This window comes from Vreelandella sp. 21 (genome assembly GCF_050995515.1).
GTDB lineage: Bacteria > Pseudomonadota > Gammaproteobacteria > Pseudomonadales > Halomonadaceae > Vreelandella > Vreelandella alkaliphila.
The window spans coordinates 228,600-251,807 of the sequence record NZ_CP194673.1 but is presented as its reverse complement, the minus strand read 5'-3'; the positions used below and the strand labels follow the sequence as shown (position 1 = coordinate 251,807).

At 53.6% G+C, this 23,208-nt stretch carries 18 protein-coding genes and 1 CRISPR repeat array; of the genes, 7 read left to right on the top strand and 11 right to left on the bottom strand.

Annotation, left to right across the window (positions count from 1 at the left end; translation table 11 throughout):
* The first annotated feature begins 8 nt into the window (after window positions 1–8).
* The 4 genes from ACN06F_RS01205 (at window position 9) to ACN06F_RS01190 (ending at window position 1,863) form a co-directional block, all read left to right on the top strand.
* Entirely contained in the window at window positions 9–143 is a 135-nt protein-coding gene (locus ACN06F_RS01205; RefSeq protein ID WP_433924524.1) for an entericidin A/B family lipoprotein, read from the top strand.
* A gap of 5 nt (window positions 144–148) precedes the next feature.
* Window positions 149–658: a YqiA/YcfP family alpha/beta fold hydrolase gene (locus tag ACN06F_RS01200; protein ID WP_039869380.1), complete on the top strand. Its 510-nt coding sequence runs from the start codon at window positions 149–151 to the stop codon at window positions 656–658.
* Window positions 659–825: 167 nt separating this feature from the next.
* Window positions 826–1,002 (top strand): DUF6435 family protein, encoded by a 177-nt coding sequence (locus tag ACN06F_RS01195; RefSeq protein WP_120385915.1) that lies wholly within the window; start codon window positions 826–828, stop codon window positions 1,000–1,002.
* A 12-nt stretch (window positions 1,003–1,014) separates the two neighbouring features.
* Window positions 1,015–1,863, top strand: a complete 849-nt coding sequence (locus ACN06F_RS01190) for a ChaN family lipoprotein (RefSeq protein WP_038480490.1) — start codon at window positions 1,015–1,017, stop codon at window positions 1,861–1,863.
* 79 nt (window positions 1,864–1,942) lie between these two features.
* Here the strand turns inward: ACN06F_RS01190 and glnG are convergent, their stop codons facing one another.
* The 3 genes from glnG to glnA all read right to left on the bottom strand — a co-directional run bounded on the left by glnG (window position 1,943) and on the right by glnA (window position 6,195).
* Window positions 1,943–3,373 (bottom strand): nitrogen regulation protein NR(I), encoded by a 1,431-nt coding sequence (gene glnG / locus ACN06F_RS01185; RefSeq protein ID WP_038480486.1) that lies wholly within the window; start codon window positions 3,371–3,373, stop codon window positions 1,943–1,945.
* Window positions 3,370–4,428: a nitrogen regulation protein NR(II) gene (gene glnL / locus ACN06F_RS01180; protein WP_433924523.1), complete on the bottom strand. Its 1,059-nt coding sequence runs from the start codon at window positions 4,426–4,428 to the stop codon at window positions 3,370–3,372. The genes glnG and glnL overlap by 4 nt, the downstream gene beginning before the upstream one ends.
* Before the next feature lie 360 nt (window positions 4,429–4,788).
* Window positions 4,789–6,195 (bottom strand): glutamate--ammonia ligase, encoded by a 1,407-nt coding sequence (glnA, locus tag ACN06F_RS01175; RefSeq protein ID WP_038480480.1) that lies wholly within the window; start codon window positions 6,193–6,195, stop codon window positions 4,789–4,791.
* Between the two features lie 471 nt (window positions 6,196–6,666).
* Between glnA and ACN06F_RS01170 the strand changes: the two genes are divergently transcribed.
* Entirely contained in the window at window positions 6,667–7,290 is a 624-nt protein-coding gene (locus ACN06F_RS01170) for a hypothetical protein (RefSeq protein WP_038480477.1), read from the top strand.
* A 30-nt stretch (window positions 7,291–7,320) separates the two neighbouring features.
* Here ACN06F_RS01170 and ACN06F_RS01165 read toward each other — a convergent pair whose 3' ends face one another.
* Complete coding sequence (locus ACN06F_RS01165) at window positions 7,321–8,346, bottom strand: acyltransferase family protein (protein WP_038480474.1); 1,026 nt, start codon at window positions 8,344–8,346, stop codon at window positions 7,321–7,323.
* 117 nt (window positions 8,347–8,463) lie between these two features.
* Here ACN06F_RS01165 and ACN06F_RS01160 point away from each other — a divergent pair, with 117 nt between their 5' ends.
* Window positions 8,464–9,414 carry an alpha/beta hydrolase gene (locus tag ACN06F_RS01160; RefSeq protein WP_433924522.1) on the top strand — a complete coding sequence of 317 codons (951 nt, stop codon included), beginning with the start codon at window positions 8,464–8,466 and terminating at the stop codon, window positions 9,412–9,414.
* Between the two features lie 104 nt (window positions 9,415–9,518).
* The gene (locus ACN06F_RS01155; RefSeq protein WP_433924521.1) at window positions 9,519–9,824 is read left to right on the top strand and encodes a hypothetical protein; all 306 of its coding nucleotides are present in this window, start codon (window positions 9,519–9,521) and stop codon (window positions 9,822–9,824) included.
* 78 nt (window positions 9,825–9,902) lie between these two features.
* Here the strand turns inward: ACN06F_RS01155 and ACN06F_RS01150 are convergent, their stop codons facing one another.
* The 7 genes from ACN06F_RS01150 to cas1f all read right to left on the bottom strand — a co-directional run bounded on the left by ACN06F_RS01150 (window position 9,903) and on the right by cas1f (window position 23,113).
* Window positions 9,903–10,709, bottom strand: a complete 807-nt coding sequence (locus ACN06F_RS01150) for a mechanosensitive ion channel family protein (RefSeq protein WP_433924520.1) — start codon at window positions 10,707–10,709, stop codon at window positions 9,903–9,905.
* Window positions 10,710–11,052: 343 nt separating this feature from the next.
* Window positions 11,053–14,502: direct repeats of the CRISPR family, unit length 28 nt; unit sequence TTTCTGAGCTGCCTGGGCGGCAGCGCAC.
* Between the two features lie 129 nt (window positions 14,503–14,631).
* Window positions 14,632–15,201, bottom strand: a complete 570-nt coding sequence (cas6f, locus tag ACN06F_RS01145; protein WP_433924519.1) for a type I-F CRISPR-associated endoribonuclease Cas6/Csy4 — start codon at window positions 15,199–15,201, stop codon at window positions 14,632–14,634.
* A 3-nt stretch (window positions 15,202–15,204) separates the two neighbouring features.
* Window positions 15,205–16,230, bottom strand: coding sequence for a type I-F CRISPR-associated protein Csy3 (gene csy3, locus ACN06F_RS01140; protein WP_433924518.1), 1,026 nt, complete (start codon window positions 16,228–16,230; stop codon window positions 15,205–15,207).
* A gap of 15 nt (window positions 16,231–16,245) precedes the next feature.
* Entirely contained in the window at window positions 16,246–17,214 is a 969-nt protein-coding gene (gene csy2, locus ACN06F_RS01135; protein WP_433924517.1) for a type I-F CRISPR-associated protein Csy2, read from the bottom strand.
* Window positions 17,207–18,607, bottom strand: a complete 1,401-nt coding sequence (gene csy1 / locus ACN06F_RS01130; RefSeq protein ID WP_433924516.1) for a type I-F CRISPR-associated protein Csy1 — start codon at window positions 18,605–18,607, stop codon at window positions 17,207–17,209. The genes csy2 and csy1 overlap by 8 nt, the downstream gene beginning before the upstream one ends.
* Before the next feature lie 178 nt (window positions 18,608–18,785).
* Entirely contained in the window at window positions 18,786–22,130 is a 3,345-nt protein-coding gene (cas3f, locus tag ACN06F_RS01125) for a type I-F CRISPR-associated helicase Cas3f (RefSeq protein WP_433924515.1), read from the bottom strand.
* Window positions 22,127–23,113: a type I-F CRISPR-associated endonuclease Cas1f gene (cas1f, locus tag ACN06F_RS01120; RefSeq protein WP_433924514.1), complete on the bottom strand. Its 987-nt coding sequence runs from the start codon at window positions 23,111–23,113 to the stop codon at window positions 22,127–22,129. The genes cas3f and cas1f overlap by 4 nt, the downstream gene beginning before the upstream one ends.
* Window positions 23,114–23,208: the final 95 nt, after the last annotated feature.

The window sequence follows — 23,208 nt, the reverse complement described above, 5'->3', positions numbered from 1 at the left end:
TTCTTTCGATGAAGCGTGCAATGGCGATCAGTTTATTGATGATAGTGACACTTCTGGTAATAAGCGGCTGCAATACTATCCGCGGCGCAGGCGAAGACATTGAGCGCGGCGGCGAAGCTATTCAGCGCTCCGCAGGTAGTTAATGGCTATGATGACCGTATACCTTTCACACGGCCTGGAAAGCGGACCTGGCGCTTTGAAAGTACAAGCGTTAAAAGGGGTTGCTGAGCAGCTAGATAACTGCGAACCCGTGGTCATGGATTACCGTGGTATGAAGGAGCCCCAGGAGCGTTTAGAGCATTTGCTTGCCGTGATTGCCGAGCGAAACGACACGCTTGCTAACTGCGTTATGGCGGGCTCCAGCCTCGGCGGATGGTTAAGTGCAGCGGTGAGTGCTCATGAACCTGTGTTAGGTTGTTTTTTATTAGCCCCTGCTCTTGGCTTGCCAGATTACCCGCAAACCTCTATCACACTGCAAGCGCAACACACGCATATCATTCATGGATGGCGAGACGATGTCGTGCCACCCGGTCCAGTGATTGAACATGCCCGCCGTCAACGGCTTTCGCTACGCATGATTGACGATGACCATCGCCTTCACAACAGCCTCGATACAATACTTTCCGATTTCGAGCAATTTTTAGAGCGGTGTCTTTAAAAGCGGTGTCTTTAAAAGTTACATCTTTTAGAACTGTATTTTTAAAACCGCATTTTTAGAACAACGTGAATCGCACACGCCCTCCAGCTAACAAAGTGTTACAACAAATAGTCGACATACGCCAAACAAAGCTATACAAGTAGTGTACAAGCCATAGGAGAATGCTCATGTTTGGTCTATTTAAGCGCGATCCCAAGAAAAAGCTCCAGCAAGATTACGAGCGTAAATTACAGGCAGCAATGGAAGCTTCACGCAATGGTGACATGAGAGCGAACGCGACATTGACGGAAGAAGCAGAAGCTATTCTGACTGAGATCAATCGCCTTAAAGCAGAAGAACGCTAGGACACAACGCCCATGCGCCATCATTTCATCGCTGCCATGGCTCTAGGCTGGCTACCTTTAGCGGCTCATGCTAGCTGCCCTATTCCCGGCCAGTGGTGGCAATCGCAACATGCTGTTGCTAACAGCGCTGTTTTAGCCCAAGCAATACAGCATCAGGTTGTCCTATTGGGCGAGCAACATGATGCCATTGACCACCACCGTTGGCAGTTGCACACCCTAGCGGGGCTTTACGCGCTGCGTGACGATATGGTTATCGGGTTAGAAATGCTGCCCCGGGAAGCGCAACCCGTGCTCGATGATTGGGTTGCGGGCTTGTTATCCGAAGAAGCGCTGTTGGAGCAGTCCGGCTGGGAGGAGAACTGGGGGTTTGATGCTGACCTTTACTTACCCATTCTCCATTTCGCGCGTGTTCAACAGATTCCTCTGATCGCCCTAAACATTACGCCCGAACTGCGTCAGCGCTTAGCTCGTGACGGCTTCAGCAGCGTGCCTGCCGACCAGCGGCATCATATACCTGCACCGCTACCGCCAAGCGCTGGCTATGAAATGCGCTTAAAAGACGTATTTGATCAGCATGCAATGGATGACGACGACCCCGCTATGCTGAGACGCTTTTTACAGGCCCAACTTAGCTGGGACGTCGCGATGGCTGAAGGGCTGGCTAACGCCGCCGTAGAGGGTAAATTGGCCGTTGGCTTAATGGGTTTAGGCCATGTGATTTATCACGATGGTGTGCCCCACCAACTTGATGGGCTAGGGGTGGATCACACCTTCAGCTTACTGCCCTGGTCAACAGAAACCTGTGAGCCACCCGACCCTGCATTAGCAGATGCTGTTTTTGTACTGCCAGCGGCGGAGTAACCGCTAACAGTTTGGTTGCGAATAGATTGATCGCGAATAGATTGGTCACTAACAGGTTATTCGTTAAAAGAATGGTCAGTTAGGCATCATCTGCCAGCGCAGGCAGCAGCGTTTTCAATTTACGGGTAAGAGTATTGCGCCCCCAGCCGAGTAATTCGGCGGCTTCCCCCTTGCGTCCACCGGTATGTTTCAGTGCCGTTTCAATCAGAATGCGCTCAAAATCCGGCACGGCTTCCTCCAACAGGTGGGTATGGCCTTCCGCCAGGGCGTGGTCAGCCCAATCCCTGAACGCGGAACGCCAATCGCCATAAACGCTACCTTCGGAAGCGTTGACCGAGCGCAGCTCTGGGGGCAAGTCCTCAATGAGAATTTCGCGACCAGAAGCCATTACCGTTAGCCAACGGCAAATATTTTCTAATTGACGAACATTACCCGGCCACGGCAAACGAGTAAGGTGCGCTTCTGCTTCGGGCGTTAACACCTTGATATCTGTGGTCAGCTCTTTGGCAGCTTCCGCTAAGAAATGACGCGTTAAACGCGGAATATCCTCCCGACGTTCGGAAAGGCGCGGCAGATGAACGCGAATCACGTTTAAGCGGTGGAACAAGTCCTCCCGGAACCGCCCATCGTCAACTAACGATTCTAGGTTCTGATGGGTAGCAGCAATAATACGTACATCGACTTTTACAGGCGTATGGCCGCCCACGCGATAGAATTCACCATCCGCTAACACACGTAGCAAACGCGTTTGCGTTTCAGCGGGCATATCACCAATTTCATCGAGAAACAGCGTTCCGCCGTTAGCCTGCTCAAAGCGACCTTGGCGTTGCTGCGCTGCCCCTGTAAACGCGCCCTTCTCATGGCCGAATAGTTCGGACTCAATCAAGTCCCGGGGAATCGCTGCCATGTTCAGCGCAATAAACGGCTTGCCTGCTCGTGGGCTATGTTGATGCAGCGCCTGAGCAACACGCTCTTTACCGGTGCCAGACTCACCGTTAATTAACACCGTGATGTGGGAGTGGGAAAGCCGCCCGATGGCGCGAAACACTTCCTGCATAGCAGGTGCTTCACCAATAATCTCAGCACTCAACCCTTCCGGCACGCTGACCGGGCGCTGACGCTCTCTTGCATGAGCGACCGCACGACGCACCAGCGCCAGCGCTTCGTCCACATCAAAGGGTTTCGGCAGGTATTCAAAGGCACCCCCTTGGTAAGACGCCACGGCACTGTCGAGATCCGAATGCGCGGTCATCACAATCACAGGCAGGTCAGGGTGTGCATCACGCACCCGGGACATTAAATCCAGCCCATCAATGCCGGGCATACGAATGTCAGTCACCAGGACATCCGGTGGATTTTCTAACAGTCGCTCCAGCGCGGTATCGGCGCGTTCAATACACTCTATATCCAGGTCTGGCTGCGCTAAGGCCCGCTCTAATACCCAACGGATGGCGCGGTCATCATCGACAATAACCACTCGTGCTACATCGGTTTGTGTCGCCTCAGTCATGACGCTTCTCCGGTGAAATTAACAACCAATGGAATCAGTAAACGAAATTCGGTATGTCCTGGGCGGGAGTCGCATTCGATCAATCCTTGATGTTGGTGCAAAATCGATTGAGCAATTGATAGCCCCAGGCCGCTACCTTCAGCGCGCCCAGACACCATGGGATAGAAAAGCGTTTCACGTAACGTTTCAGGTATGCCAGGGCCATTATCAATAATCCCCACTTCACTGACTAAACGATGGCGTTCAGCCCCCAGCGTAAATTGGCGGCGTGCGCGGGTGCGCAACATAAGCTCCGGCGAAGGCGTTGCTGCATCACTCATGGCCTGTACCGCGTTACGTGCCACATTCAACACCGCTTGGATCATTTGAGATTCATCGCCAGAAAGATCCGGCAAACTCGGGTCATAATCACGACGGACCTCAACATGCGGATGCTCGGCAATCAGCAGCGCTCGCACCCGCTCTAACACCTTATGGATATTGACCGGCTCATGTTTGACGATGCGATTGGGGCCCAACATGGAGTCGACCAAATCTCGCAGCCGATCCACCTCTTCCACAATAATATGGGTGAATTCACGTAGTGCAGGATCGTCCAGATCGCGCTCCAATAATTGGGCAGCACCGCGAATCCCGCCCAAAGGGTTTTTAACTTCATGAGCCAAGCCCCGCGCCAACACTTTGATTGTCTCTTGCCGTGTGGTCAGCGCTTCTTCCCGGGAAATCTGCATTAGCCGATCACGGGGCTCTACTTCGAGTAATAGTTCATCGGCTGAAAGCGGGGTCACGGTGTAGTCCACCGTTAATGGCTCGCTGTTCAGCGGCGTAATACGTGCTTCGCGTTGGGTATAGGGATGAAAGGCATCTCGCGCTTTAGCGAGGACATCATCAATACTCTCATCGCCCCCTAACAGCGTGTCTAAACTAATGCCCTGCACACGGCTAAAACTCACCGCTAGCAACGCTTCCGCTGCCGGATTCATCCAGCGAACGCGGAGTTCACCGTCTAGCAGTAAGACTGCGGTGGTGAGGTGTTCAAGTAAGCGCTGGTACATGGCGTATCCTGAAGCGTCGCTTTAAAAAATAGCGTTATCGAGCGTATGAAAGAGAAACTGCAAAAAGCGCGCCAATTGACCACTTGCACGGCTAATGAGCAGGGGGCGAGGATGTAGCGAGCCGTTATAGCGCAGTTCTAGCAGTCAGCTTGTCACTTATTGCACCATTATAGTGCACATGACTCATCGTCAATAAAAATACTCACCGCATCAGTGCGGTGCCGCAGACAGCGCTCTCCCCCTTGCAAACAGACCTCTTCAACTCACTATCCAATGGTATAAAAAAACCCCGCCGAAGCGGGGTTTTAGGCCAGTCACACCCGAGGGGGTGGTACTAGCTGCTGTGCTTAGCAATCGCTCTTAACAGCTGTAGTACATATCGAACTCAATCGGGTGAGTGGTCATGCGAATGCGCTCCACTTCTTCCATCTTGAGGTCGATGTATGCATCGATCATATCATCAGTAAACACGCCACCTTCGGTCAAGAACGCGCGGTCTGCATCGAGTGCTTCCAACGCTTGGTCCAGGCTGTTGGCAACGGTCGGTACTGACTTACCTTCTTCAGGCGGCAGGTCGTACAAGTTTTTATCCATGGCATCGCCAGGATGTATCTTATTCTTAATACCGTCGATACCCGCCATCAGCAGAGCTGCGAACGCCAGGTAGGGGTTAGCAGTCGGGTCAGGGAAACGTGTTTCAACACGCTTACCTTTCGGGCTAGCGGTGTACGGAATACGGATAGAGGCAGAACGGTTGCGAGCGCTGTAGGCCAACATAACCGGCGCTTCAAAGCCTGGCACCAAACGCTTATATGAGTTGGTAGACGCGTTAGTGAAGGCGTTCAGAGCACGAGCGTGCTTGATCACACCGCCAATGTAGTAAAGCGCCATTTCAGAAAGCCCAGCGTACTCGTCACCCGCGAACTGGTTCTGACCATCTTTCCAGAACGACTGGTGTACGTGCATACCAGACCCGTTGTCACCAACAAGCGGCTTCGGCATGAACGTAGCGGTTTTGCCGTAAGCGTGAGCCACGTTGTGGATCACGTATTTCATTTCCTGAACTTCGTCAGCTTTCTTCACCAGCGTGTTGAATTTAACGCCGATTTCGTTCTGACCCGCGTTAGCAACCTCGTGGTGGTGAACCTCAACGGTCTGGCCAATCGCTTCCAGGGTGTTACACATTGCACCACGAATGTCGTGGAAGCTATCAACCGGGGGAACCGGGAAGTAGCCGCCTTTAACGCGCGGGCGGTGCCCCAAGTTGCCGCCTTCTACCTGATTACTGGTCGCCCAAGCGCCTTCATCAGAGGTAATTTTGTACATGGAACCCTGAATGTCAGATTTCCAATGGACTTCGTCAAAAATGAAGAACTCAGGCTCAGGGCCAAAGAAGGCGGTGTCGCCCAGACCGGTGGACTGCAGGTAAGCTTCTGCGCGCTTGGCAATAGAACGCGGGTCACGGTCATAGCCCTGCATAGTGGCAGGCTCGATGATATCGCAACGCAGGATCAGGGTAGCGTCTTCGGTGAAGGGGTCGAGGAAACCAGTACCATCTTCAGGGCGAAGAATCATGTCGGATTCGTTGATGCCTTTCCAGCCCTCGATAGAGGAACCATCGAACATCTGACCATTTTCGAAAAACTCTTCGTCCACGTCCCGTGCCGGTACGGTGACGTGCTGCTCTTTACCGCGCGTGTCGGTGAAACGCAGATCTACCCATTTAACATCATGTTCTTCGATTAGCGCGAGAGTCTTGGCTGACATAGTGTCCTCCGGTATGAACGTGGCTTAAGCTTTTGACAGTAAGCTACCGATAAAAGAGTTATTAAACAAACCGGCTATCGTTGTAGCACGCCGAGAGGCATCTGCCTACGACCCGCTAGCCGCTGCCTAATACTAAGCACGGAACATGCCAACCTTGCACCAATATGGCATAAAAAAGCAACAAGCAGTTGTTTTATAAAAGATAAAAAATAAAATACTGTGCTTCTTCATGTAGCATAATGCTCTACGAAAGAACGAACTTAGCCCTAAAAAGGCACTTAGCTCAGAAAAACGCACCAATAAAGACCAACCAGAGGCCCACAAGCACCAACATGGTGCATATAAAGCATCTATTATTTTCCTCATCACTGTAAACTTTAGCTTGATACCAAAAGAAACTCACACCTACAATTGATTACAAACAGATAGATTTAATAACAAACAGGTTTCACAACACAGGAAGCCACTCACATGGGCACGGTCTGCTTTATTGTTGATGCGTCAGTCACAGGTGCCCTTTTACCACGTCACCTGCGCGCTATTCGCCAAACAGCCTTTGCAGACCACACACTTCCCATTATCGTGACCAGCGCCACCACCGATCCACGCATGCAGGACATTGAGCAACGCTACCGCGCACACTTTCTCGTTACCCCTTCTCAGCCACTGGGCGCAAGGATCAATCAAGCAGCATATCTCAGCCAAGCTGATTGGTTACTGATTGCAATGCAGCAACGGCCGCTAGCAGCCAAACTATGGTGTTTACTTTATCCCCAGCTAGACACGTACACGCTGGATGCTTTTTTGATTGGCAGCGAACCACCCCGCTTATCCGAACGATTACTCCAGTGCTTTTTAGGCGCAGGCGTCGCTGTTCCTCCCTACATAGCAATCAGGCGCACGTGGTTAGAACGCTTAGGCGGCTTAGACCCAGAGCTAGATGAAGCAGCGCTTGCTGATTTACTACAGCGCCTTTACGCATGCCCTACCCGTTTACAAACGTTCAGCCTGGAAGCATCAGGGCTTACCCGTGACTCGCCATCAAGGAATAACAAACCCTACCGACCTCCCCCCAACTCGCATACGGATACTTAACGTCTCTTATGACTTAGGATATCTTGCTGGCTAAATGTTCAAACGCTTGCCAAATAGCATTGCTCCCGTCGTCGTAGTGTTAACCATATTATTCAGCACAATCGAGCAAATACCGCCGACGAGAATTAACAGCACGGCATAGATCATAAGCGGCAACCTGGAAGGCCCCACGACAGCATCGGTTAACGCGAAAAACATAGGGTGGGCCAAATAAATACCAAACGAGTACGCATTGATGTAACGCACCCAGCGTGGCGCTTTACGACCTTTTAAGTAATGCATTAACCAAAGTGTAAACAGCACAAAGAAAGGTATTACCCACACTTCTTTTGAAGAAAAAACTATCCAACCAGCGAATGTGAGTGCAACGATCAACACCACAAACCCAATTAGCCAATAGGGCTGCGCTAGCCTTTGCAGCCATTTAGGTTGCTCAAACGGATCGGCCTGAGGGGCCAGCGGGTAATAGCGAACTAACACCAGCGCCAGAAAAAACAGATATATCCACCCCAACGGCGCAATCCATAACAGATATCCAGGCGGCTCAACGTCCAACCAATACGCCAACCCCCAGTATGCCATGCTAACTAAGCACCCACCCCAGAGCCACGGCACAGGATTAAAGCGCCACAACCGGAAGTGGGTATAGCACCAATAAGCCGCGTAAAACTGCATGGCAATAATCAAAAAATAGCCATGCCATCCCGCATAAATAAAATACTCTTTAGCATTGTTTATAAAACCAACAGGGTTATCGCTATTCGCTAACCGCACCCACTCTGCCGTCGAGTAAATAAAGCCGTACACCAAATAAGGCAGCATGACGTATTTAACACGCTGAAGAAGAAAACCAGGCGGTACCTGTTTATCGTATCGAACGGCAAAAACAAACACCGAGATAAACAAAAATATGGGCGTACCCAGCACCAGAGGAAGTCGCATTAGGTCGGTGACTACATTATCAACGCGCTGATTCAAGTGATCCAACCAATGAAACAGGAATACCGCGATACACCCGTAAGCACGCAGCCAATAAATCTCCTCGATTTTTTGCATCCGCTCCCTCTCTGCTTCCTTGGCATCAGTCCGTTGGCTGCTACCTTCAGTAAATTGAACAGGGACTCACTCTGCGTTGTCCGACTACTGCAACGCCATTAAATTCCGGGAGGCTTCGTGTTTGGAACATCAACAGCAAGACCCGTTACCCTGCTAATACGACATATTACGGGCCTAGTGAGTTGGCTTTTATTAAGCACTCACGCCTTAGCTGGCGATGTTTCCTACCAACAGTTTTTCTCGCCCACCTTAGGCCATGACTACCCTTATACCGTGTATTTACCCGATAACTATGACACGGATGCGTCTACGCCTTACCCAGTGGTTTATTTACTTCATGGATCGTTTGGAAACGAGAAAGACTGGGTGACACGGGGCAAACTCCCCCAAACAGCTGACCGCTTAATCGCAGCAGGCCACCTGCCACCGGCGGTATTTATCATGCCAGGCAGCCGTAGTTGGTGGGTAGATGGATACAACGAGGCAGCGCGTAGTGCTTTCTTTAACGACTTACTGCCGCATATTGAAAGCACCTATCATGTCGGCAGTGAACGCCACTTGCGAGGCGTTGCAGGATTGTCTGCCGGCGGTTACGGCGCGCTTAATTTTGCCCTAGAGCGCCCCGAGCTGTTCGCAGCCGTTGCCGCCCTGAGCCCGGCCAGCTACGCACCAACGCCGCCTGCTAATTCATCTGCACGCCGCCACCCAGCGTTTTTAAATGAACAAGGTCTATTTGACCGCGAACGCTGGGAAGCTCTTAATTACACGGCTCACCTAGAGGATTACCGGCTACACGTCACTCCACGAACAACCGGAGAGCGTGATATGTCGCCAGTGCCGCTTTATATCAGTGCAGGGCGCAGCGATGTTTACGATGCAGAGTTCCACGCCCGCCTGTTGCGCCAAATGATGGAGCGCATTCAGCCAGGCGACGTGCGACTTGACCTTTACCCGGGTGGCCACACCTGGCGCGTATGGCGAGCCAGCCTGCCTGCCGCCCTAAACTTCATGTTTCAGCATATCGATCAACCTGCCGCTGGCTCTGTTGAGACAAGCGCTGCTGAATAAAGCATCACTATCGCTACGTCCGCAGAATTTGGCTCGATCACGCCAACGCACACTACACTTAAACATCACGCTATATGATACCGCTCAACAAAAGGACACTGACAATGCATCAGCATATCGAATGGGACGAACCTGGCAGCGCAAGCGTTGTAGAGTTTTTTAAGAATGACCCCGACCACACTCCGCCCTACCCAGGCGCCATGCTCTCCGCCCGTTATCTAGGCCGCATTGTGCGGGTAAAAGTAGAAGCCTATCGCGAAGAAGATGCCGTCAGCATCGGCAGCGTTGCCGCCATTCTTGACCGTCACGGGCACCACCACGATTCCCACCACAAGCTTAACGTAGGCGATATCGTCCGACTTCCCGATGACAAACGCGCTATGGAACGCTGGGACGAGGAAGATCAATAGTAACCACCATCACAAACTACGAAAGCAAGGCGCGCCCTTTAAAGGGCGCGCCTTGCCAAACCGTATCAACGGAAAAGTTCACCCCGCTTTCTGAATTTCTACTGAATGCGGGTAAGGTATTGAAACACCTTGCTTATCAAAAGCCTCTTTGACAGCTTTCGTCATATCATATTTCACATCCCAATAGTCCGCAGCATCGACCCAAAGCCGCACGGTAAGGTCCACACTACTGGCCCCCAGGTTAGTGACTTTTATCCAAGGCGCGGGATCACCATGGATACGGCTGTCAGCCTCGGCCAGCCCCCTGATGATCGCCATGGCCTGATCTGCATCATCGTCATAACCAATCCCGAACTCAAGATCGACACGGCGTGTCGAGTGATGAGAAAAATTAGTGATAATAGCCCCCCAAGCCTGCCCATTAGGCACAATAATTTGCACGTTGTCAGGCGTCACTAACTCGGTCACGAACAGATTGAGATCCTTAACCGTACCGGATGTGCCCCCAATATCCACAAACTGACCCAGCTTGTAAGGACGAAACATAATCAGCATAAACCCCGCCGCTAAATCACTGAGCGTGCCCTGTAACGCCAAGCCAATAGCCAGCGTGGCAGCCCCCAATACAGCAACCAGAGAGGTAGCCTGAATACCAAACAGACCGAGTACCGTAATCAATACAACCAGTAGAATGACCCACTTCACCAAGGCTGCAAGGAAGTTGCCCAGAGTTGGGTCTATACGCGGTATCGCGTTCACCCGCTTACGCACTAAGCTGCTGACTACCCCTGCAACAACCCAGCCCACAATCAACACCAACAATGCTTTCACGGCATTGATGATCAAAGGAACATAAGCCCCAAATTGCTCAAGAAAGTTTTCCATGACGTAATATCCTCTAGATGGCAGTTACCGACACACACAGCAATTATTATCTTAAAGCAGTTTTATTTTGGAACATTCTCTTCCTCATCATATTTAACAATTCAAGCACCATCGTGCTAATAACGCCGAAACTGAGAGAGTATTCACAACTGTTGAGCGCTGAATTACCTGGACGGCAACATCCAACTTACTAATTAATGAAGGTAATGCACATTTCGAGTAGCGCGGCGTAAGCGTTAGCGCACCCGCGAAAGCACTGCACAGCGATACCAGCTTCAGGTAGCACCAAAGCGGCCTGGGCGGCAGCGCACGGAGGGGTGATGTGGTTCATTCTTACCTTTATTTTCTGAGCTGCCTGGGCGGCAGCGCACTGCAGCGTGAGGTCTTCCAGTGGGGGCACTGGTTTCTGAGCTGCCTGGGCGGCAGCGCACCGGCCAAACCCTGAGTTTGATCCGTTCTTCATTTTCTGAGCTGCCTGAGCGGCAGCGCACCTTGATACGTGCCACTGGTGGGGCCTGTGAGCTTTCTGAGCTGCCTGGGCGGCAGCGCACACGTCGTTTGATTTTGAGCGCCGAGATGCCATTTTCTGAGCTGCCTGGGCGGCAGCGCACACATCCTTGATTCGCCGCTGTCGGGTGGTGATTTTCTGAGCTGCCTGGGCGGCAGCGCACTAAAGCCTGCCTGCTGAACAGCGACAGCGGCGTTTCTGAGCTGCCTGGGCGGCAGCGCACGGTAGGGCTAGCCCCATCGCGTTGAGTGACGCTTTCTGAGCTGCCTGGGCGGCAGCGCACACGGTCTAAGATGACTCCACATCAATCAAACATTTCTGAGCTGCCTGGGCGGCAGCGCACCTAGCGGCACGGTTCGCCAACGCCCCCGTGATTTTCTGAGCTGCCTGGGCGGCAGCGCACCCCTTATCTGCTGCTTTCTATCCCTGTTTTGATTTTCTGAGCTGCCTGGGCGGCAGCGCACGAGACAGAAAGCGGTACTCAAACAGTCACAGATTTCTGAGCTGCCTGGGCGGCAGCGCACATCAGCACCTAATTCAAAGCCTCGCCCTTACCTTTCTGAGCTGCCTGGGCGGCAGCGCACCATCGGGCCTTGCGTTATCAGGGTTTAGGGCATTTCTGAGCTGCCTGGGCGGCAGCGCACTTCCTTAGCCTCGCTTAGCGGACGTTTTGGTTTTTCTGAGCTGCCTGGGCGGCAGCGCACCTGAGGGACAATAGTCATAGCGGTTTGAGATATTTCTGAGCTGCCTGGGCGGCAGCGCACAACAGAGGAGGGTTAATCTGTTGATTATTGCATTTCTGAGCTGCCTGGGCGGCAGCGCACAACACGGCGTTGTGTTTAATGTTGGTGACTCATTTCTGAGCTGCCTGGGCGGCAGCGCACCTCAGGCTCGCAGAACCACAATTCATGGGTATTTTCTGAGCTGCCTGGGCGGCAGCGCACAGACTGCAAATGATTTCAGGCCCAATGCGGATTTTCTGAGCTGCCTGGGCGGCAGCGCACCTTACCTGTGGGAAACGTTTTCGGCGCTCATGTTTCTGAGCTGCCTGGGCGGCAGCGCACGGATATTGACGTATGGGCGACGAGTTTAGATATTTCTGAGCTGCCTGGGCGGCAGCGCACAAACTGACACCACAGGGGGTGCATCATGGCTATTTCTGAGCTGCCTGGGCGGCAGCGCACTGGGTGACTTCACCCCGGCTAATCAGGATCTATTTCTGAGCTGCCTGGGCGGCAGCGCACTTGATCTCGAATCGGCCATTGACGCTGTGAATTTTCTGAGCTGCCTGGGCGGCAGCGCACACCTGCTCTTCAGCACTAGACACGGCATCGCGTTTCTGAGCTGCCTGGGCGGCAGCGCACTTCTTGGGTGGCCCTGCTGGCGCAGTCATCTTTTTCTGAGCTGCCTGGGCGGCAGCGCACAACCACCGATATACGCGGTGAATTGATCTGGTTTTCTGAGCTGCCTGGGCGGCAGCGCACTAACGATGAACTCGGCATCGCTGATTGCGTCTTTTCTGAGCTGCCTGGGCGGCAGCGCACGCGGGCGCGCTACTAAGCGAAAAGCCGCGCACTTTCTGAGCTGCCTGGGCGGCAGCGCACCGCTAGCCTATTTTGCTGAGGATGCCGCCAAATTTCTGAGCTGCCTGGGCGGCAGCGCACGCGCACGCATCGACGGCATTAAGCTGAGCGTATTTCTGAGCTGCCTGGGCGGCAGCGCACGCACGCCCCTTTGCCAGCCTGCGGCGGTAGGTTTTCTGAGCTGCCTGGGCGGCAGCGCACCTTGCGGAACGGTCTTCTGCCGTTGCCCCGCATTTCTGAGCTGCCTGGGCGGCAGCGCACCAGCTTGGGCAGAAAGTAGTCGGGGCTGTTCATTTCTGAGCTGCCTGGGCGGCAGCGCACAATTACGTTGTCGTTAGCCTCGGCCATCATCAATTTCTGAGCTGCCTGGGCGGCAGCGCACGAGCGAACAGCGACCGTCGGTGAAGTCGTCTATTTCTGAGCTGCCTGGGCGGCAGCGCACAAATACTTGGTTTTCATACATGCGCGCCATCATTTCTGAGCTGCCTGGGCGGCAGCGCACTCCAGGACGGCAAGCAAGTGCTTTCATTCCTTTTTCTGAGCTGCCTGGGCGGCAGCGCACCTGGATTTCGTCGCGCAAAAGTAACGGTAGTGTTTCTGAGCTGCCTGGGCGGCAGCGCACGCTCTGGCGGCGTGGGCGGTGTAGCTTCTGCTTTTCTGAGCTGCCTGGGCGGCAGCGCACAATTCCATGACGGCAGCATGGTGAACCGAAATTTTCTGAGCTGCCTGGGCGGCAGCGCACTCGACTTGGGCGGGTGTTAGCTTTCGGCTTGATTTCTGAGCTGCCTGGGCGGCAGCGCACCTTGCTATTGAGCTTGAGCAGTTGCGCATAATTTTCTGAGCTGCCTGGGCGGCAGCGCACCGTGAACCGTATGGCTAGCCGTCACCACTACTTTTCTGAGCTGCCTGGGCGGCAGCGCACTGCGTCGGTGGCTAACGCTGCGTTCGCTGCTGTTTCTGAGCTGCCTGGGCGGCAGCGCACTCGACAACCTAAGCAACATCGGTTTGCCGGATTTTCTGAGCTGCCTGGGCGGCAGCGCACGATGCCAAGCGCAACAAGTCGCACGTTCGACTTTTCTGAGCTGCCTGGGCGGCAGCGCACTCAAGCGGTTAATTTCAGCATCGGTAGCGATATTTCTGAGCTGCCTGGGCGGCAGCGCACGCCTACCGCCCCATCCTTGAGCCACAAGAGCATTTCTGAGCTGCCTGGGCGGCAGCGCACGTATATACCAAATTTTAAGAGGGGTCGTTTTTTTTCTGAGCTGCCTGGGCGGCAGCGCACTGTACGCCCCCTGAGTTCATCCATGTATCGATTTTCTGAGCTGCCTGGGCGGCAGCGCACCGGGTGCGCTACCATACGTTCAGCGGCGATATTTTCTGAGCTGCCTGGGCGGCAGCGCACAACGCAGCACGGCTAACTGAGCTAACTGACATTTTCTGAGCTGCCTGGGCGGCAGCGCACCGGTGAATTCGTATTTCTCTGGCACGCCTTCTTTTCTGAGCTGCCTGGGCGGCAGCGCACACTGACGAAGCCAGCGACGCTAAGGCCGAAGTTTTCTGAGCTGCCTGGGCGGCAGCGCACCGCTTAGCTCGGCTTCTTGGCTATGAATCATTTTTCTGAGCTGCCTGGGCGGCAGCGCACGAAACTTGGCGGGCGTTGATCAATCAGTACTGTTTCTGAGCTGCCTGGGCGGCAGCGCACTAGAGCATATCAAAATTAATGTGCTGATTGTTAAAGAGCTTCGATGGAAAAAAGCGGTATCACCCTTTTTTGAGCGACACCGCTAAGTGGTTGATTATTGGTTGCCTATTTTCATACTGAAAAAAAGGGTCAAAACCACGGCACGGTAGCGTTACTGCTTAAACCATAGTGGTTAAACGCACCCGCCACTGCGTTTTCATGAGCTTTGCTATGTTCTATAAACAGGCTGAATCGCTGTTGAGTAGAACGGCTATTGATCTGTACAAAGGGTAGCTCTATACGCCGTTCAGCCAACTTAGCATAGATCTGCCGTGCCTCGTTTTCCGTGATGTTGTGCCGTTTAGCGTAGCGTTTTGCACGGCTTGGGCTGCCCGTATTGAACTGCTTGCGCGCCACGTTGATATGCTTCGTTCCTGCAGGCACGGCTAGCAGCTCGCTGACTTTCGTATGGTCGCGCATACCGGTTAGCCAGTCAGCGCCCATCAGTTGCTTCAACCGCGCATGTGGGCCATGCAAACGCAGGTGGCCGCCTAACGTTCGCGCTCGGATACCATGCTTATGACCTGGGAAGCTGACGCCAATATCATTGGCCTCCAGGTCGAAAAGCGCCCGGTGCAACTTGTTGTAAAGCGCGCCCATTAACATCGGCTCTGGAAAATCCGGGTCGGGCCTTAAACGGATATCGATATAGTGATCCATGGCTTACCCCGCTTCGCCGAACACGCCGCCACGGATCAGGGTTGCCATCACAAAGTGCTGGTTCTCCTCAGAAGGCACTTGGTCTTTGATCATCCAGTTATCTAGCAGTGAGTAGAAGTCAGCTTTCTGCTTGGGCTGGCGATACGCTTTGCCCTGGGTGGTCACCGAGCCATAAGGCTCGACAGCAATAGGCCCCAGATCTTCATCGTTTTCATTGGGGTACCAAGTGTCGATGGTACGGATAGCGTTACCCAGCTTCTGCGAATGAATACCGGCAATCTCGCTGACGTGATAAAGCGTTTTGCTCTTGTCGCCACGGCCTCGATCAAGAATCAGCTCTTGAGAAGGAAACACCTCTTGTCCGCTACCCATGCGGACATAAGCCACCACCTCTAGCAGTAAGTGCTGCTCGCCCGCCAACGCGGAGGCGATTACACCCGCAAGTTCTTTAAGCTCAGCGGTGTACTCAAAAGCCCGCAACGAGAGCGACAGTGCATCAAACGTCCACTCTTTGGTGGCTTTGCCTTGAGCCAACTGGCGAATGCTGACCTCGACTTGCTCTGCGCCCATGCGGTTACGCCACAGAAAGCGACCATTAGCGAGGTTATTGGCGTAACGATGCGCCAGCTCATCGAAGCCTTGCGCCTGTTTATATTCGGCAACTGCCTGTTCAAGCTTGGCTTGGTACTCAGCGTTATTACAAGCTGAGGGCGTTCCGGCACCGGCCAAGACACGCAGAGTGAAACGGGCTACTAAGGTGTCTGCATCGTGGGGCAGCGTGGCCACATCGACGGTTTGTAGGTTGGGATTTTCAATCGCGGCATCTAGCTTAGCGGGATCTTGGTCTTTAGCTTTCAAGCGGTTGGAAATAGTGCCGCGTACCGATTTTTCACGCACCTTAACCGACTGCCATTGCGGTTCATCTTGCCGCTTATCCCAGCTGCTGGCGTAAAGCAGCGCATCGGAAGGGTCGAGCTTGCGTTCGAAGGCGAGGACGGAGGCGGTTTTAAGGGTATCGTTTTTAGCCATGATAAAGCTCCTTGTTTACTGTGCTGAGGCGCGAAGGTGATAGTCGTTATTGAGACGGTAGAGGCCCGCTTCTTCGTCGTTATCAACGTACCAAAGCAGGTCTTCAGGTTGCTTCATGCGGTGCGGGCTAACCCATTCACCAATGGAGTAGAGGCTTTCGACAAAGCGGAACGGGGTCTTGGTATCGCGGGCGTTCGCCACTTCTCCAGGCTTAAAAAGATCGGAAATAGCGCCGTAACCCACCGGAATCGGCACCAGCCAGCCGCGATAGGGCCGCTGCGCCTGCCAAACAGGCTTCTCGTTCGGCTCGCCTGCATTTTCTAACGTGCAGTAATGGTTAAGACGAGAGAGGTCTAGCCACGCATCCAGCAAGCTGGCATCGGGGTTGTGCTGTTGCAGCGTTTGAAGGTGCTCGGTGAGGTAATCATCCCGAAGGGTGAGGGCAAAGCCCGGCAGCCAGCGCCGCTTTAAGCGCGCGAACTGCGTTTGACGCCGCTCTTCATCGTCATCAAGCGTGACCCATTGCGGGCGTTGTTTATGGGTTGGCACCGCACGGTTAGGGATGACACTGCCTCCGGCAATGCGCATGCCCGCTACAATCTCTCCGATTTGTTTAGCGATATTCTGATGCTCGCTTTCTACAGCGCCGGTATCAATCGAGAAGATCAGCGTAATATCCAGATGGATACGCCCTTCTTCTACAATCGCTGCCGTACCGCCTGTCTTATCCACCGGATTACGCGTCAAGTGAAAGCCACGGATGTAACCACCCTCAGTGGCCTGGGCTTCAAAGTCATGGCAAATAACCCCAACGCGGTCTAACAAAACGGGAAGACTCGCCCCTGCTAACTTCCGCTCCAGAGCATGCATCAAACCTACAAATGCACTCATGGCAGGAAAGCCCCAGGTCATTGGGCTGGAAATCGCGTTGGCGTTTTGTACACGCAGGCGCGGCAGAACTAGGAGGTTTTTTACTTCACTCATCGTCATCACCTCCTGGCAGGTTGGTTAAGTCTTCCGTTAGGCTTTCCATCCAGCGGCGATCACGATCCTGCAGGCGTTGATGGGTCGCATCGTTCGCGAGCGCTTTCTTCCAGTGGCGGAACTCCACATCACCCAACGGCAGTTTTCCGTCTAACGCGGTATTGAGCCAGCTAGCAAAGCGGTGGCGAATATCGTCTGCCCACTCCACGCTGTTTCGGGCTTCACGAAAAGCGATATCCTCTTCGGCGCGACCAGGGTCTAGCCAATAAATTTCTTCTACTGATAATTCGCACTTTTCATCGTCGCTCCAGCCCGCAGGCAGGCTATGCATCTGCATGGCAAACAGCGCCAGCTCGTCCATCAACATGGCGGTGTAGTCATCGCGCAGGTCGCGGGTATGCATGTCTGACGTAGGGTTCGTTTCAAGAAACTGTTTGAGGTCTTTCACCAGCGAGCGCACGTCTGAACGACTGTCAAAGACGCCAGGGTGAGAGAAAATCGATGCGACTTTCAGCGGTGGGCGAATATCGCGCACATTCCAACTGGGTGGCATGGAAGCTAGTAAATAGTTATTGCCGCCCCGCTCGCTATTCAGCTGCGAGATATTTTGCGGCTTGGTACCGCCCATTTTCTGGGCGGCCAAGTTGGGATAACTGTGCACCGAGTGCTCAGCGTATTTGCCTTCCCTTTTGGCTTTACGTGCCTCTTTGGCCTCTTCGCTAAAACGGTCATGGTTAATGGTTTGAAAGACAAGGTGCGCCAGAGAAGTGGCGTAGAGCGGTGCTAGCAGATGGAAGTTCTCAGCGTCATTTTCTATGTCTGCGGCATCATCTCCCACCAGCCAGTAGAGTTGTTTTGCGCGGGTATGTGAGGACTTAACGGGCTGAATTACATTAGAAAAAACATCTGCCAGCTCTTGTCCATGTTGTTCGTCTTCACCTATAGCTTTTGCAAAAGCTGCATCTTTTTTTAGAACAAGATCAAGCAGTCGCTCGCCACTTGACAGCTTTAGTAGCAAAAACTTATATTCGTTAAGCCGATAGGCGGCATTCCCTACCACATCAATTGGCCTATCGCCCACAGCTCTAGTGCTAACGAGCGTTGAACATTTGTGACCCAACGCTTCAAAAAACAGATTCGCGCCCTGGGCATCGGGATTAATTGGTTTAAGCGTGTGAGTGGTTAGCTTTATAGGGTTCCCCCCTTTCATTGAAGAAAGAATTCTATTCGCCGCATCATTTATCCAGAACTGATATTGGTACTTACCAAGCGCCTCTGCATATTTCGGGCTATCTGAACTCAGTTTGTCCCTATCAACCTTGGCCTTAAAGCAAGCATCTATGAACTCCTGAATCCCAGAGCGTATTTCTAGTGCTTTACTATTATCTGCCATACATTCTCCTTGTCGTTATCCCACCCTGCTGGCATAGAAATGATGATAAATCACAGCGACCACATCTTTAGTATTCTTTGGCATGAAGAAGATCAACAGTTTGTAAGCTTATGCTCTCATTGCCCAAGTCTTTCCTGGCTTGCTAATGACAGCGCGGATACTAAAAGTATGTTTAATGTCATTTGCTCCGCCAAAACCCCAACACCGGGTGATACCCCCACCGCTGGCTTCTAGCCGAGGCCGTTACCGTGCCGAAGGTACGGGCGGCGCGATCCAGGGAGATATCCAGGTCTTCAGCCAAGTCGGCCAGAGCTGTTAAGTAGTCGCTTGCGCCCCAGGGTTGTATCCGCTCGCCCTGCTCTTTTGCCAGGTCTACCCGCACCAGAAGACTCTCTTCCACCGGAACGTAGAGTTTTTCACCACGCCTTGCGCCATCGTCTACGCGGTGTAGCGTCCAGGTTTCACCGCTCTCATCAGGCAGCAACGCTAGCGTTATTTCAGATTCGAGCTGCTTGCGAAATGGGTCGCGCTGTATCAATACACCAGTTAAATGCAGTTGCGGCATCACATGCCAGCTATAGGCTCCTAAGGGTGGCGGCTTAGGCGTTTTGCCGATTCGTAGCTCTTTTTTGGTTAACGGCTCGGCGGGCTGTTCGATCATTAGTTGGTGTAGCCGTTCGTGCTCCAGGTCTACCAGGCTATCTTTGGCGTGCAGCGTTTCCCTTGCCAGCACACGGGGGCGGGCATCAATCACCTTGTACTCATCTTCCGTTAACAGCTCACTAAGCGAGTGGCTACTTAGCCGCCATTGAAGATCTGTTTCAAAGCCAGGTTTGTGGAAGGCAGGCTTTCCAGATTGCTCTAAATGTTTGAGGTTAGTATCGAGCAGCAAAATATTGGGCGATTCACACACCTGCTCGCGGTGTCGGCGTACTCGGCCCGCCAGTTGGATAATCGAGCGCATAGAAGAAGGCTCCACTATGGCCCAATCATAGTCGTGGTCGCGGCCCACCTCCGTTACCGGCGAGCCAAGCACGATAAACAGGTGGTCGCTTTCTTCATTGCTATCTAGCAGGCGACGAATATCCGGCTGCTGGAAAACGCGATCAGGCTCCGCCCGTTGCAGTGTTTTGTCTAATCGGCGCTCAATGCCAGAGCGCATCACCAACGGGTGTCGGGAGTGGTAAACGCAGAGGTGGATGCGCACACCTTCCGGCGCGCCCTGCTGAAACAGCGCCCTGGCAACATCCACTAAGGGATCAATATTAGCCATGCGAACCAAGCCAAAGCTGACCCGTTTACCCGAATGTGGGTCAACGGAGTGATGCTGCTGGTGGAGTGCTAGCGCATTCTCACGCAGTAGGGTAGCAATGGCTGGCCTTATCTCTTCCGGGCGTTTACCCAGCGATGGCAACGCTAAAATATCCGCGCGGCGGCGCACCGGGCTTTTGGCGAGGCGCTCTAACCGATGCTTGGCAAAGGCCTGATGCGCGGCCTTGAAGGTCTCGCTACTGGCACAGTTTTCATGCTGGCGGTCGTGCTCGTCGAACCAGGCGCAGCAAATATCCACCGTCAAACCCGGTTCGCCCCGGTGGCGCTGAAAGGCTTCCCGACCGCTGCGATAGGCTTCATACAAACCTTCCACCAGCGCAGGCGGCAAGGTGGCCGATGACAGCAATACCCGTGAACCTAGCAGCCCCGCCCAATTGACTAGCCGGGTAAGCGCCGGCAGGTCGTTGATATCGAAATCGTCGATTTCGTCGAGCACTAAATCGCTGCTCATCAGGCGCAGCATGGGCACGATCTGCCGCCCGCCGCGTGTGCTTTCCGTGGCAGGCACTAGATGGTCAACGGTACATACCAAAATGGGCGCGGCGATCAGCGCGCGAGTGCCCGGCTCATCGCTCAAACGACGCAGTACCGGGTGGCTATCAAAATTGCCGTCAAACACCACGTGAGCATCTTCTTCGATCAGCGCTTGCTTAGACGCCGAGCCACTAGCTTCGGCTTCTTGCTCGTAGTGTTCAAACAGGGCTTTATTAGCGCTGCCACCCACGCGCACGGCAAGTTCGTCTTCACCCAAATGCAAACGATCACGTAGAGCCTGGCCAGTTTGAAGGGTTAGCGTGCGCAGCCCCAGCGCGATGCTAAAGCGCGCGCCCTGCTGGGGGTCGGCCAGAGCATACATAATACGGCCATTGGCGAGGGTTTTACCGCAGCCGGTGGACGCCATGTTAATGCCAAAAAAGCCTTGGCGCTGGCTGCGCTCCCTTAGCGATTGAGCAAGGTCGAAAGCTTTATCCTGCCAGCGAAAGCGTGGGTGGCTACTGCGCTTACGGAAGCCTTTATGGCGCGCTAAACGGGGTAAGTGGCTGTCTACGCTGGGTAGTGCACGGGCAACCGCTGCCGCGTGTTTCTCAACTCCTAAAATATGCTCGTCTAACGGCTGATTGGGCTGCCCTGTCTTGCGCACGGTATTGGCAATTAACGGATAGTTGGGTTCGCCGCGCACACGATGCTGTAAGTCTTCAAGGCTTGAGTAGTGGTGGTCGGCCAGCATTAAGCTAAGCCGGGCTAAGTGCATAACGTAGCGGCTTTCCAGCAAGTTCCCGCTTTGTGGCAAACGCGCCAGCAGTCGCTTCGCGATTACCGCTGTCCGCTTTTGCCAGCGCGATGTTGTGACAGGCAATCCGCTGCTGAATCGCCAGTAAGGCGCGATGCGTTTAGGGTCTTGCGTCTCAGGAATCTCGTTCCACTCGGCATGAATAGAAGCAAATAAGCCGCCCAGCTGTTCTGCCTGAAGTGGTGAGTTTCCTCTGCCCCAGCGCATTTCTTTTTCACCATCTTTTTCCGGCGGTTTTAAAGGTAGCCGGTGGTGGCTAAGCACCAGCCAACCCAGCACAGCAGCCAGCGGAGGTAAACAACTAAACACTGTAGACGTGGATTTATCTATCCCGTCGCGTTCTAAATTTTCTAGCCACTGCTGTTCTTGGTATTGGCCTTCGGCTAAGCGTGCAAGCCACGTGGCGTCGTCGTCACCCCCTACAAACGCTTGGAATAGGCGTAGTGATATCCACTCATGGCGGTATAAATTACGCCCTTCCAGCTTGCCTTTCAGCCGCTGCTGAAAGGCATCGCAGGCTTTTCCCAGATCGTGGAGTAACGCAGCCATTGCTGTGAGCAATAAAATGTCTTCACCGTTATGCCAGTCGTTTTCATCGCGGCGGCGAAGGATATCTCTTGCAGTGGTATTAGTTGGTACTGCGCCATTGATGTTAAACCGCGACGCATCCCCCACTACCCACATCAGTTCGCTTTGATCGTGGCCACGAATCCAGTGGCAGGCAACAGCGGTATTTTTACGGGCAGTTTTACGCAACAGTTTGCGCAGTGTATCCAATCCTGCCTGGGTAATAGGCGTTTGCCAGGTGCGGTCACCGCGGCGTTCGGCAAATTGATCGAGAACACGGCGAGTTTGCTTGAGTGCATTTTTATTGCACTGGGAAATCAGCAGCACGTTCATGCGTCACTGCTCCCCAGTTCTTGCCCCAGCTCCTGGGCGACTTCCTTTAGCGTATCAATCATAAAGTCGAGAGATTCGGTGCGCGTTAAGCGCTCAATACATGCTTGGCGAAACTCCTGCTCTTCGTCCCCGCGCATGGCGGAAATAAACGCTTGGGGCAGGATCACCGCGTCTTTCACCAAATCCGCTACATCAAACACCAACCCACCCCGGCGGGTTTTACCGTGCAGTACCGCAAGCCCGTGGGGAATGCCCAATACCCAGGTGGCGGTCGCCGCTAGGCCATAGGCGAGGTAGTTGCCGTGATCAAGAAAGCGGTTGGCAGGATCAGTGCCTGCGCCACGCTTGGCGCGGGTGAAATCACCGTAGTCGACAGCATTCACGGCCAGCTTGAAAAGCGTTTTGGTGAGCCGGGCCTCAAGGGTAAGTAAATCGACGGTGCTCGGTGCTTTGCTGATCGCTTCACGGTGGTGGGCAAGTGCGCTGTGCAGGTGATCAGTGGCAATACTAAAGCCAGCGTCTTTCATCACGCGATTTGTCCAGAGCGCTTCAATGCGAGTAAGGCGTGCCTGCTGAAATGCCCTGGCGGCATCCAGACGCTTGGCATCGTCAAACCAGAAGCGCACCCAATATTGGAGATACTCCGTGGGCCGGTACTCGCTTTGCGGGGTCAGCCAAGCAACATCCACATCGACTTCATAGGCAGCAAATAGTGGCGTGCCGCCACCACCGCAAAACCCAACCAGCACACCTGCCTTGGCAAGTTCACGCATGGCCGCTTGTGTTATCGAAGTGCCCGTTCCCAATAGTAGTGAGGTGGTATTGGCAATGGGGATATTCCAGTAGCGGGATTTGCTGCCTTCGTCGGTGACGTATTCTACGCGGCCACCGTTCACCAATACCCGACAGTGTTGGAGGTAGTAGAGATTGGCACGTTTGGAGTGAAGGATGGTTTTAAGATCTGACGGTGAGAAATCATCCATGACAGCGCTCCTTTTTAGTTTCCTCCCATCTAACCATTCTTTACCCAACCTCGCTATTGACCTTAGTCATACTTAGCCCACACCGATTCCACGCT

Coding starts and splice junctions, on each gene's coding strand:
- ACN06F_RS01205 (WP_433924524.1), top strand. CDS start 9: ATGAAGCGTGCAATGGCGATCAGTTTATTGATGATAGTGACACTTCTG.
- ACN06F_RS01200 (WP_039869380.1), top strand. CDS start 149: ATGATGACCGTATACCTTTCACACGGCCTGGAAAGCGGACCTGGCGCT.
- ACN06F_RS01195 (WP_120385915.1), top strand. CDS start 826: ATGTTTGGTCTATTTAAGCGCGATCCCAAGAAAAAGCTCCAGCAAGAT.
- ACN06F_RS01190 (WP_038480490.1), top strand. CDS start 1,015: ATGCGCCATCATTTCATCGCTGCCATGGCTCTAGGCTGGCTACCTTTA.
- glnG (WP_038480486.1), bottom strand. CDS start 3,373: ATGACTGAGGCGACACAAACCGATGTAGCACGAGTGGTTATTGTCGAT.
- glnL (WP_433924523.1), bottom strand. CDS start 4,428: ATGTACCAGCGCTTACTTGAACACCTCACCACCGCAGTCTTACTGCTA.
- glnA (WP_038480480.1), bottom strand. CDS start 6,195: ATGTCAGCCAAGACTCTCGCGCTAATCGAAGAACATGATGTTAAATGG.
- ACN06F_RS01170 (WP_038480477.1), top strand. CDS start 6,667: ATGGGCACGGTCTGCTTTATTGTTGATGCGTCAGTCACAGGTGCCCTT.
- ACN06F_RS01165 (WP_038480474.1), bottom strand. CDS start 8,346: ATGCAAAAAATCGAGGAGATTTATTGGCTGCGTGCTTACGGGTGTATC.
- ACN06F_RS01155 (WP_433924521.1), top strand. CDS start 9,519: ATGCATCAGCATATCGAATGGGACGAACCTGGCAGCGCAAGCGTTGTA.
- ACN06F_RS01150 (WP_433924520.1), bottom strand. CDS start 10,709: ATGGAAAACTTTCTTGAGCAATTTGGGGCTTATGTTCCTTTGATCATC.
- cas6f (WP_433924519.1), bottom strand. CDS start 15,201: ATGGATCACTATATCGATATCCGTTTAAGGCCCGACCCGGATTTTCCA.
- csy3 (WP_433924518.1), bottom strand. CDS start 16,230: ATGGCTAAAAACGATACCCTTAAAACCGCCTCCGTCCTCGCCTTCGAA.
- csy2 (WP_433924517.1), bottom strand. CDS start 17,214: ATGAGTGAAGTAAAAAACCTCCTAGTTCTGCCGCGCCTGCGTGTACAA.
- csy1 (WP_433924516.1), bottom strand. CDS start 18,607: ATGGCAGATAATAGTAAAGCACTAGAAATACGCTCTGGGATTCAGGAG.
- cas3f (WP_433924515.1), bottom strand. CDS start 22,130: ATGAACGTGCTGCTGATTTCCCAGTGCAATAAAAATGCACTCAAGCAA.
- cas1f (WP_433924514.1), bottom strand. CDS start 23,113: ATGGATGATTTCTCACCGTCAGATCTTAAAACCATCCTTCACTCCAAA.